Source organism: Crossiella sp. CA198 (assembly GCF_052078295.1).
Lineage (GTDB): Bacteria > Actinomycetota > Actinomycetes > Mycobacteriales > Pseudonocardiaceae > Crossiella.
Window position 1 is genome coordinate 62,715 of sequence record NZ_JBQJIM010000038.1, and the last position, 10,299, is coordinate 73,013.

A 10,299-nucleotide genomic window follows, 5' to 3' on the forward strand; every position below is an offset into this window, starting at 1 on the left:
CCGGAAGTTGCCTCCCTCGGCCCGTTCGGGTGCTTGTCGCCCCCGGGCCCAGCGGGTGTGATCAACCTCATGACGGTGACGGATCGGGCGGGGGTGGCCGCGCCGGATCCGGTGCGGGCGTGGACGGTCACCGGGATGCTGGTGCTCTTCATCGTCATCAACTGGGCGGACAAGTCCATCCTGGGCCTGGCGGCCGAGCCGTTGATGGCGGAGTTGCGGATCTCCCCCGCCGAGCTGGGCTTCATCGGCAGCTCGTTCTTCTTCCTGTTCAGCGTGACCGGGGTGCTGGTCGGGTTCCTGGCCGACCGGGTGCGGGCGCAGTGGGTGCTGATCGGGCTGGCCATCGCCTGGTCGCTGACCCAGCTGCCGGTGCTGCTCTCGGCCACCGGGACCTCGCTGCTGATCAGCCGGATCGCCCTGGGCGCGGCCGAGGGACCGGCCACCGCGATGGCCGCGGCGAGCGCGTTCACCTGGTTCCCCAAGGAGAAGCGGGCGCTGCCGGCGGCGTGGATCACCGCCGGGTCCTCGATCGCCAAGATCGCGGTGGCGCCGGTGCTGACCTTCATCATCGTCGGCTACGGCTGGCGCGCGGCGTTCGTCACGCTGATCCTGCTCGGCGTGCTCTGGTCGGTGGCCTGGTTCTTCCTCGGCGGCGACGGGCCGCTGCGGGTGGAGGACCGGCGGAAAGTCGTGCCGTTCCGCCGGATCGGCCTCTCCCGCACCTTCCTCGGCTGCGTGCTGGCCGCCTTCCCGATGTACGCCCTGGTCTCCATGCTGCTCACCTGGCTGCCCTCCTATCTGGAGAAGGCGCTCGGCTTCAGCCGCGTCCAGGCAGGCGTGATGTTCGGCCTGCCCAGCATCTCCTCGATCATCGTCATGGTCGGCATCTCCGCGCTCAGCGACCGCCTGCTCAGCCGCGGCGCCTCCAGCCGACTCACCCGCGGCATCTTCAGCGCCGTCGGCCTGCTCGTCGGCGGCGGACTGCTGACGCTGGTCCCGTTGCTGGACAACAGATATCTCGCGCTCACCGTGGTGGTCCTCGGCTACGGCATCGGCGTGGCCGTCTTCCCACTGACCACCGCCGCCGTCTCACACATCGCCCCACCCGGCCAACAGGCCAGCACGGTCGGCTTCCTGGTCGCCATCTACAGCCTCGCCGGCCTGCTCGGCCCCTGGCTCACCGGCGTGCTGGTCGAGGCGGCCGAGTCGCCTGCGGCCGGGTTCAGCCAGGCGTTCCAGCTCTTCGGCGGCTGCGCGGTGCTCGGCGGGGTGGCGGCCTGGCTGCTGATCCAGCCGGACCGGGACGCCGCGGCCATCGTGCGCTGAGTTCTCCCGGCGTTCAGCCCCCGGTCACCCACGTAGCGAAGCCATCCCGCTTCCGTAACCGCCGTCCCGCACCCCGCGCGCGCCTGCCAACGTTGGCGGTCCGAGCTGCCGAGGGGGCGGGCATGGCCGGATTCTTCGGCACCGTGTTGGGGATGCTGGATCTGCTGGGCGGTGCGCTCACCAGTGCGACCGGGTTGTGGGTGCTGGTCGCCGGGCTGACCGTGGTGGTGGTCTGGCTGGTGGTGGACCGGTACCTGTTCGAGCGGAACCGGCTGGCCTGGCGGGTGGTGTTCGACTCAGGGCTCAACCTGAGCCTGCCAGGGGAATTCGGCGAGCTGGAGCACTTCTTCCGCGGCCGCAAGGTCGATCAACCGAGCATGGTCATCCTGGCCATCCGCAACTCCGGCAGCACCGATGTGGCCGAGCCGGAGTACGTCAACCGGCTGCGCTTCACCTTCGGCGCGCGCGAGGTGGTGGCGGTCAAGGTCTCCGAGGCATCCGATGACATCAAGGAGCGGTTCAGCACCGAACTGGAGCACGCGGGCAACGAGGTCACCCTGCCCAAGGTGCACCTGAACCGGCGGGAGCGGTTCAAGTTCGCGGTGCTGCTCTCCGGCACCGAGAAGGGCGTGCGGCAGAGCCGGGGGCAGTTGCACGGCGGGCTGATCCAGGACGAGGCGGCGCAGCGGCGGGTCACCCGGCAGCGGGTGCTGCGCTGGGTGGCCGGCGCCCTGGCGCCGATGGTGCTGGTGGTGCTGATCGTTTCCACCAGGGGCGCCCCGGATGACTGCGGCGGCGACGGGCAGCTCCGGCTGATCGGGTCGACCGCGTTCGCGCCGATCGCCGAGGAGATCACCAAGGGCCACCTGGCGGGCTGCGCGGGCACCGAGATCAAGCTGGAGCCCAACAGCAGCCTGGAGGGCCTGCAACAGCTCCAGGCGGCCGGACCGACCGAGCGGCTGGCCACCATCTCCGACGGGCACGCCGGGGACGTGGCGCCCGAGCTGAAGCCGAAACCGCTGGCCGCCATCGTGTTCAGCGTGGTGGTCAACGAGGAGGTGTCCAAGCAGGGCATCACCGACCTGACCCTGGACCAGCTGCGCAAGATCTACTCCGGCGAGTTCACCAACTGGGGTCAGGTCAGGCCCGGGGTCAGCCTGCCGATCCGGATCGTCAGCCGCACCGGCTCCTCCGGCAGCCGCACCACCTTCGAGAAGTATGTGCTGGGCTTCCCGGAGGACCGCCTCTCCCCCAGCCTGACCTCCCAGTTCTGCGAGACCAACGACCGCAACCCCGGCGTGCCCTGGACCCGCTGCGAACGCGCCCGCACCAGCGAACTGCTCGACCGGGTGAACGCGGTGGACGGCGCGATCGGCTACGCCGAGGCCCAGACCGCCGCGGACCGGGCCAAGTACCCGAAGCTGGTCCGGGTCCGGCTGGGCGGCAAGGAGCCGATCTATGAGCACATCGACCCGAAACAGGACAGCAGCTACCCGTTCTGGACGGTGGAGTACCTCTACACCAACGGCACCCCGGCCAGCTCCTCCATCCTCGGCCACTTCCTCCGCCACCTGGGCTCGGATTCGGCTCGGGAGAAGCTGCGCGCGGCCAGCTACCTGCCGTGTGCCAAGGGCGAGGACTCGGTGCTGGAGCTGTGCCGCAACCCACGCTGACGGCCTAGTTATACTCGGCCAATCATGCAGATCAGCGCGGGTGGCGACCCATTGTGAGCACGCAGGGCAACGAGGTGCTGGCCGAGATCGCCGAGGCGGTCCGGCTTCAGGAAGGACCTGCGGGGGTGCGGGCCGTGGTCCGCGCGTTCCGGCAGATCGGACCCGCCTCCACCAGGGATGTGAGCAGGCACACCGGGTTGCCGGTGCCGATCGTGGCCGCGGTGGGCAATGAGCTGCGGCGGCACGGGTTGCTGGGTGAGCTGCGGCCGTCCCGGCTGACCGAGGACGGGCTGGCGCTGATCGCGCACCTGGGGCTCGGGCTGGATCTGGACGCCGACTGCTCGCGTTGCGGTGGGCTGGAGATCCCGATCCCGCGGGCGTTGCAGGAGGCCGTGGAGCAGTTGCGGCGGATCGCCGCGGCGGGGCCGGGGGCGGATCTGGCGCTGGACCAGTCGCACTGCACGGCCGAGACCAAGGTGCGCCGGGTGCTGGCGCTGATCAGGGCGGGTGTGCTGCCGGGGTCCTCGGTGCTGCTGGTCGGTGATGACGACCAGATCGCCATCGCGATCGCGGTGGTCGAGCAGGCGCTGGGGGTGTCGCTGGTGTCCCGGCTGGCGGTCGCGGACATCTCCGACGAGGTGCTCGACTTCATCGCCGACACCGCCTCCACCATGGACTTCCGGGTCGACCTGGCAAAGCACGACCTGCGGGAACCACTGCCGCAGCGGCTGGCCGGGCAGTTCGACGCGGCCATGACCGACCCGCCCTACACCGCCGAGGGCGCGCGGCTGTTCCTGTCCAGGGCGGTCGAGGGGCTGCGGCCGGGGCCCGCGCAGAGCATCTTCTTCTCCTTCGGCGCCAAGGGGCCGGATGAGATGCTGGCGGTGCAGAAGGAGATCCTCGGGCTGAACCTGGTCACGCACAGCCTGATCCGCAACTTCAACGAGTACCAGGGCAGCGGCATCCTGGGCGGCACCGGCTTCTTCCAGCACCTGCTCACCACCGAGGGCACCGCCTCGGCCGTGTCGGGGGCCTACGAGGGTCCGCTGTACACCAGGGAGAAGCGCAGCAGGCAGCGCGAGTACGAGTGCGGCAACTGCGGGGCGAAGTTCCCGGTCGGCGTGGGCGCGAAGTGGAACTCGGTGGCCGACCTGCGGGCCGCGGGCTGCCCGAAATGCGGCAAGGGACCGTTCCGGCCGCTCCAGCTCATCGGAGAGAGTTCGTGACCGATTTCCAGGTGCGGCCCGCGGTCGAGGCCGATCTGCGCAGGCTGGCCGAGTTCGAGGCGGAGATCGCCCGGATCTCCTTCCAGGACGACGCGATCGACGATCTGGACGTGCAGGAACGCCGGATGGCCAAGGCGATGGCCAAGTCGGCCGAGGGCATGTTCGTGGCCTGCCGGGGTGCGGAGCCCGCGGCGGGCTGGCTGTGGATCACGGTCAACACCAACCCGATGAGCGGCCAGCGCTACGCCAACTTCCGCTCGCTGGCGGTGGCCGAGATCCCCGAGCGCACCGAGGTCGGCGAGCTGCTGTTGCGGGCCGGGCTGGACCACGTGGACGAGCACGGCGTCACCGAGGTGGTGGGCAAGGTGTTCGCGGGCAACCTGCCGATGCGGGTGCTCTACCGCCAGTTCGGGTTCGAGGCCGCGCACCTGACCATGAAGCTCGACCGGCGGAAGCGGTAGATGAGCGTCAAGTGTGTGGTGTGGGACCTCGACGGCACGCTCTGGGACGGCATCGCCGTCGAGCAGACCACCGAGACCCTGCCCGCACCCCGGGCCGCCGTGCTGGCGCTGATCGACGAACTCGCCGCGCGCGGGGTGCTGAGCAGCATCGCCAGCCGCACCGACCCGTCCATCCTCGGCCTGCTGCTCGCGGACGAGCCGCTGGCCGAGCGGTTCGTGGCGCCGCAGGCGGACTGGCAGGACAAGAGCGTGGCGCTGCGCCGGATCAGCGCCGAGCTGGGCATCGGGCTGGCCGCGCTGGCCTTCGTGGACGACAACCCGTTCGAGCGGGCCGAGGTGGCCGCGGCCCTGCCCGAGGTGCTGGTGCTGGCCCCGGAGCAGGCGGCCGGGCTGCTGGACTCGCCCGAGCTGGACCCGGCAGCGCTGACCCCGGAGGCCCGCGGCCGGGTCCGCCGCTACCGGGAGGACGCCAGGCGCAAGGACGCCGAGACCGCCTTCACCGGGTCCAGGGCGGAGTTCCTGCGCTGGTGCGGGATGCGGCTCACGCTGCGCCCGGCGACCGCGGCCGATGTGCCGCGGCTGGTGGAGCTGGCCCGGCGCACGCACCGGATGAACACCACCGGCGAGGTGCCGCCGGTGCCGGACGTGCTGGCCCGGCTGACTGACCCGGACGGGTGGTTCTTGCCGGTGGCGGAACTATCGGACCGCTTCGGTGGCTACGGGCTGATCGGCGCGGCGGTGATCGAGAAGGACGCGGCGGTCTGGCGGGTGCGGTTGCTCGCGTTGTCCTGCCGGGTGGCCGGACGCGGGGTCGCGCCCGCGTTCCTGCGCTGGGTGATGGACCGGGCACTGGCCGAGGGCGCGCGGGAACTGCACGTGCCGGTGCGGCCGACCGGGGCGAATGTGGAGCTGCGGGTGCTGTTCCGGCAGTGCGGGCTGCGCGTCACCGGCCCACAGCCGGCGGAGCTGGCGATCCTGGGCCGCAGGCTGGATCAGGGCGGGCTGCCCGATTACCCCGAGTACCTGGAACTGGAGACGGAAGCATGAGCGTCGAGGCGGAGATCCGCGGTCTGCTGGCCGAGGCCGTCGAACTGGACCGCGCGGCGATCGACGCGCTGCCCGCGGACACCGGCCTGTTCGCGCCGGAGATCGGCCTGACCTCGCTGGCCGGGCTGAAGTTGCTCAGCGCGATCCAGCAGCGGTTCGGCGTGGATGTGGCGGATGAGGACATGAACCTGGACTCGCTGGAGTCCATCGCCAGCCTGGCCGCGTTTGTCGGCACGAGAACCCGCCGGTGACGCGGACAGCGCCACCGGCGGGACTCGGGCATCAGTAGGTACGCCGGGCACCGTCACGGGGCCCGGTGAGTGGACAGTCTCAATACCTGTCTTGGTAACGATCGTCGCTGTTGTCAAATCGATCGTCGACCTGACGGCCGCCGCTCGATGGTCCGGACAGCTCTCGCTGAAGGGCCTCGAGGTCGGTGGTCGGCGAGCTGTACTTGATCTCGCGTGCGACCTTCGCCTGCTTGGCCTTAGCTCGGCCGCGCCCCATGGCTCGACCCCCTCGTACCCGGGGCAGGGCGGTCGGCCGATAGCCGACGGGCCCCGCTCGTCTCAGTATTTGTCCTGGCCGCAGCATACCTGGTGCGCAGACCGGAGCAAGCACACATACCCCGCGATCATGTCGCGGCGCGGCCTGGTAAAACATGCCGATTGAGGATCAGCTCGCCGGCTGGCGCGATCTTGCCGTGATCACGACCCAGGGCCAGGTCATCAGTGCCCAAGCCCCGCTGAGCAGCGCGTATCCCAGAAACAGGTACCACGGCCAGCCGCCCATCAGGTCCAGCAAGGTGCCTGCCGGGGGCTTCTCGCTGAGGAAGCCGTAGTTGGTTCCGGCCAGCGGATTGAAGACGGACATCACCACGGCCCAGCCCGCGGTGACCGCCAGGGTGAGCCGGAAACTCCACCAGTCCGGCCGCAGCCGCAGGCCCCAGATCAGGAAAATCGCCGCCCACACCTCGAAGATGTGCTGGCCCCAGAACATCAGGAAGCCGAAGTCGGGGAAGTCCGGGCCGCGCAGCGCCGGGGTGATCAGGGCCTGCACGGTGAGGGTGAGATTCCAGTAGTAGGTCAGCGCCAGCGCCCAGCGGGCGTGTGTCCACAGCGCGATCACCGCGGCGATCCAGGCCAGGTCGGAGAGCTGGAACGGCAGCGAGTGGCCGATCCCGAACTCCGACGGCAGCAGCACGTAGAGCTGCATCGGCAGGTGGCAGATCAGCAGCACCAGGGCCAGGATCCGGCTGCCGCGCAGCCGGGCGGACTCGGTGCGCAGGCCGCGGCCGAGCACCACCAGCGCCGCCGCGCCGAGTGCGAACACCGCGAGCGCACCCCAGTGCGAGGGACCGAACGGGGCGAAGTCGGCGGCCAGGACCGTCACCCGGCCGAGGTTAGCCCGAGCCGGTCATCCGGCGGGCCGGAACGCACCTGTTCGGCCCAATGTGCCCGGTTTGCCTGGGTTGTGGCACAGCGTGCGCGTACGGTCACCGCCCGTGGACAGCTGGGTGGCGGTGGCCGGGTTGTTGTTCTTCGTGGTCGGCGTGGCAGGCGCGCTGCTGCCGAGCGTGTCGGTGCTGCGGCACCAGCTGCGCACCCGGCGCCGCGGGCGCTCCCCCGTGCGCGAGCTGGCCGAGGGCGTGGCCGCCGGACTGCGCCGGGAACCCGCGCCCGCGCCGCCAAGCGAGCCGGGCGACCCGGACCCGGCCCCGGAACCGGAGCCGCCCGCCGGGGCGCGGCGGCCCGAGGCCGATTTCACCGCGCGGCAGTTGCAGCTCTACGCCGACTACCACGAGACCGCGCTGACCGAGAGTTCGCTGAGCTTCCGGCTGGCGGCCGGGGCGGCCGGGGTCGGGTTCCTGGTGATCCTGGCCTCGGTGGGAATCCTGGTGTTCCAGGGCGGGGACGCGGCGTGGCTGGGCACGGCCAGCGGGGTGGTGTGCGAGGCGGTGGCCGCGCTGTTCCTGAGCGAGGCCCGCTCCACCCGGGAACGCGCGGCCCGGATGTTCGACCTGTTGAACGCCGAGGTGGTGCGCAGCGCGCACACCATGCGCGCGGTGGAGATGGCCGCGGCGCTGCGGGATGACCGGGAGCGGGAGCAGCTGCTGGCCGCGATCGCGTTGAAGCTGATGGACGTCGTGCCACTGCCGCAGGCACCGGCTCCCGGGGAGGAACCGGCAGCTCCGTGACCGTTCGGTGGCTGTGCCGTAACCACTGAGCGTGTCCGCTCGACAACGATAGGTAGGCCGGAGTTGGCGAGGGGGATCCATGGCTGGTGACGGGCTGCTGCGGCGGCTGCGGTGGCCGTTCGTCGGGCTGGCGCTGTTCGGCGCGGTGCTGCTGCTGGTGGTGTTGCTGCCCGGCCTGGGCTCCGATGCGCCACCGGCCACGGCGGAGTGCGCCGGGGAGCGGGTGGAGATCACCGTGGTGGTCTCGCCGGAGAAGAGCGACCTGATGAGCGCGCTGGCCAAGGACTACGGCGCGGCCCGGCGCCCGGTGCGGGACAAGTGCGCGGCGGCGCGGGTGGTGAAGTCCTCGGCACTGGGCAGCGGCGGCGCGGTGGAGGGCATGGCCTGTGGCTGGAACACCCAGCAGCTGGGCGATATCCGCCCCGACGCCTGGAGTCCGGCCGCCACCACCTGGCTCAAGGTCGCCCAGCAACGGCACCTGCAGTGCCCCGGCAAGCCGACCGGCGTCTCCCCCACCGCCGACCGCGAGGCGGTGAGCCTGGCCAAGTCCCCGCTGGTGGTCGGCATGCCCCGGCCGATGGCGGAGGCATTGGGCTGGCCGGACAAACCCATTGGCTGGCGCACCCTGCTGGAGCTGGCCCAGGACCCGGTGGGCTGGACGAAGTACGGCCACCCGGAGTGGGGCGCCTTCCGCCTGGGCAAGACCAACCCGAACCTGTCCACCTCCGGCCTGCACGCCACCATCGCCACCTTCTTCGCCGGCACCGGCAGATCCGACGACCTGACCGAGGCAGACCTGGCCGACCCCAAGGCCGTGGCCTACGTCAAGGGCGTGGAGAACAGCGTCGTGCACTACGGCGAGACCACCCTGACCTTCCTGCAGAATCTGTACGAGGCGGGCCGCGGCCCCGGCGCCAGCGGCCTGGACTACATCAGCGCGGTGACGGTGGAGGAGAAGTCCATCGTCGATTTCAACCGCGGCCAGCCCGAAGGCCGCACCGAGGGCAAGGCCGAGCCACCCAAGGTGCCCCTGGTCGCGGTCTACCCCAACGACGGCACCCTGATGTCGGACAACCCGTACCTGGCACTGGACTGGCCGGACACCGACCCCGTGCGCAAGGACATCGCCAAGGACTTCCAGACTTTCCTGACCGGGAAACGGGAGCAGTTCATGGCGGCCGGTTTCCGGGACGCCGACGGCAAGGCCGGGCCGGAACTCAGCAAGGAGAAGGGGCTGCTGACGGACCGGGAGCTGAAGCTGATCCGGACGCCGTCCGGCCCGGTGATGGCGAAGTTGCCGGAGGTGTGGCAGCAGCATCGCAAGCGCGCCAACGTGCTGATGGTCATCGACGTGTCCGGCTCGATGGCCGATCCGGCGGTTCCCGGTGGGCCGACCCGGTTGGACGCGGCGAAGGCGGCGGCGGTGGGCCCCGCGCTGGACAACCTGGCGCCGGATGACCGGCTGGGCTTGTGGACGTTCAGCTCGGCGGCGCCCGGCGAGTCGACGCCGTGGCGGGTGCTGATGGAGTCCGGTCCGGTCTCGGCGGTGCTGCCCGGGTACCGGAAACAGGTGGCGAAGCTGGAGGCGCGGGGCGATACCGCGTTGTACGCGACGATCCGGCAGGTGCAGCGGGAAATGCGGCAGCACCTGGACCCGGCGCGGATCAACGCGGTGGTGCTGCTGAGCGACGGCGCGAACCGATATCCGGAGGACGAGAACCTGGAGAGCCTGGTGGCGGATCTGCGGCAGCACAGTCCGGAGCGGTCGGTTCGGGTTTTCCCGATCGCTTATGGGGAGAGCAGTGATTTGCGGGTGCTGGAGCGGATCGCGCGGGCCTCCCGGGCGAAGGCTTATGACTCGCAGGACGCCCGGTCGCTGGAGAAGGTTGTGGCACAGGTGCTGTCGAACTTCTGAACGGGGTTGGGGTGGGGGGTGAAACCCCCACGACGAGGGCTCTCGCGTGTTCTCCGTACGGCCTGGAGCATGCAGACCACACCCCGATGAGCGGCCCCTGCAACCTGCCGCCGCCTGCCCGCCCAACGTGACGGGGGCCGCTCATCGGGGTGTGGTTGGCTGGCGGAAGGCCGTGCGGAGAACACGCGAGCCCTCGGAGCCACGCTGGGTCCGGCCCCGGCAGCCCAAACCCCGCCCCGCAACCCGCTCATCCCGGGGTTTGATCTGCCCCACCCCTCCGGTGGTCTGCCCGGCCGGCGAGGCCATCCTTTTTTGATCTTAAAACCGAAGATCAAGGGCGTCCTCGCCGGACGCTGGTGTTTTAACCCTGGGGTGGCCGGATTTTGACATGGGCACGACCACCACTTGATCATCTTCGGGTTCCTACCACAGAGCACGAAGACGAAAGCGATGG

The 10,299-nt window shown here is 70.6% G+C and carries 10 protein-coding genes; 8 read left to right on the top strand and 2 right to left on the bottom strand.

The genetic code is table 11. The annotated features are described in order from the left end of the window. Positions 1-75: 75 nt before the first annotated feature. The 6 genes from ACTOWY_RS40505 (at position 76) to ACTOWY_RS40530 (ending at position 5,984) form a co-directional block, all read left to right on the top strand. Positions 76-1,326 carry an MFS transporter gene (locus tag ACTOWY_RS40505; protein ID WP_441314903.1) on the top strand — a complete coding sequence of 417 codons (1,251 nt, stop codon included), beginning with the start codon at positions 76-78 and terminating at the stop codon, positions 1,324-1,326. 122 nt (positions 1,327-1,448) lie between these two features. After that, entirely contained in the window at positions 1,449-2,999 is a 1,551-nt protein-coding gene (locus tag ACTOWY_RS40510) for a substrate-binding domain-containing protein (RefSeq protein ID WP_441314904.1), read from the top strand. Between the two features lie 53 nt (positions 3,000-3,052). After that, positions 3,053-4,225 carry a bis-aminopropyl spermidine synthase family protein gene (locus ACTOWY_RS40515; RefSeq protein ID WP_441314905.1) on the top strand — a complete coding sequence of 391 codons (1,173 nt, stop codon included), beginning with the start codon at positions 3,053-3,055 and terminating at the stop codon, positions 4,223-4,225. Then, positions 4,222-4,686, top strand: coding sequence for a GNAT family N-acetyltransferase (locus ACTOWY_RS40520; protein ID WP_441314906.1), 465 nt, complete (start codon positions 4,222-4,224; stop codon positions 4,684-4,686). The genes ACTOWY_RS40515 and ACTOWY_RS40520 overlap by 4 nt, the downstream gene beginning before the upstream one ends. Then, complete coding sequence (locus ACTOWY_RS40525; RefSeq protein WP_441314907.1) at positions 4,687-5,733, top strand: HAD-IIIC family phosphatase; 1,047 nt, start codon at positions 4,687-4,689, stop codon at positions 5,731-5,733. Then, the gene (locus ACTOWY_RS40530) at positions 5,730-5,984 is read left to right on the top strand and encodes an acyl carrier protein (protein WP_185001949.1); all 255 of its coding nucleotides are present in this window, start codon (positions 5,730-5,732) and stop codon (positions 5,982-5,984) included. The genes ACTOWY_RS40525 and ACTOWY_RS40530 overlap by 4 nt, the downstream gene beginning before the upstream one ends. Positions 5,985-6,063: 79 nt before the next feature. On the opposite strand, the gene ACTOWY_RS40535 is transcribed toward ACTOWY_RS40530, so the two are convergent. Both ACTOWY_RS40535 and ACTOWY_RS40540 read right to left on the bottom strand, forming a co-directional pair. Then, positions 6,064-6,240 carry a DUF3073 domain-containing protein gene (locus ACTOWY_RS40535; protein ID WP_185001948.1) on the bottom strand — a complete coding sequence of 59 codons (177 nt, stop codon included), beginning with the start codon at positions 6,238-6,240 and terminating at the stop codon, positions 6,064-6,066. 168 nt (positions 6,241-6,408) lie between these two features. Further along, positions 6,409-7,125, bottom strand: coding sequence for a YwaF family protein (locus ACTOWY_RS40540; RefSeq protein WP_441314908.1), 717 nt, complete (start codon positions 7,123-7,125; stop codon positions 6,409-6,411). Positions 7,126-7,237: 112 nt separating this feature from the next. Between ACTOWY_RS40540 and ACTOWY_RS40545 the strand changes: the two genes are divergently transcribed. Both ACTOWY_RS40545 and ACTOWY_RS40550 read left to right on the top strand, forming a co-directional pair. Further along, a complete protein-coding gene (locus tag ACTOWY_RS40545; protein WP_441314909.1) occupies positions 7,238-7,930 on the top strand; it encodes a TRADD-N-associated membrane domain-containing protein in 693 nt (230 codons plus the stop codon). 79 nt (positions 7,931-8,009) lie between these two features. Next, on the top strand, positions 8,010-9,845 hold the full coding sequence (locus tag ACTOWY_RS40550; protein ID WP_441314910.1) for a VWA domain-containing protein: 1,836 nt from the start codon (positions 8,010-8,012) through the stop codon (positions 9,843-9,845). The last annotated feature ends 454 nt before the right edge of the window (positions 9,846-10,299 follow it).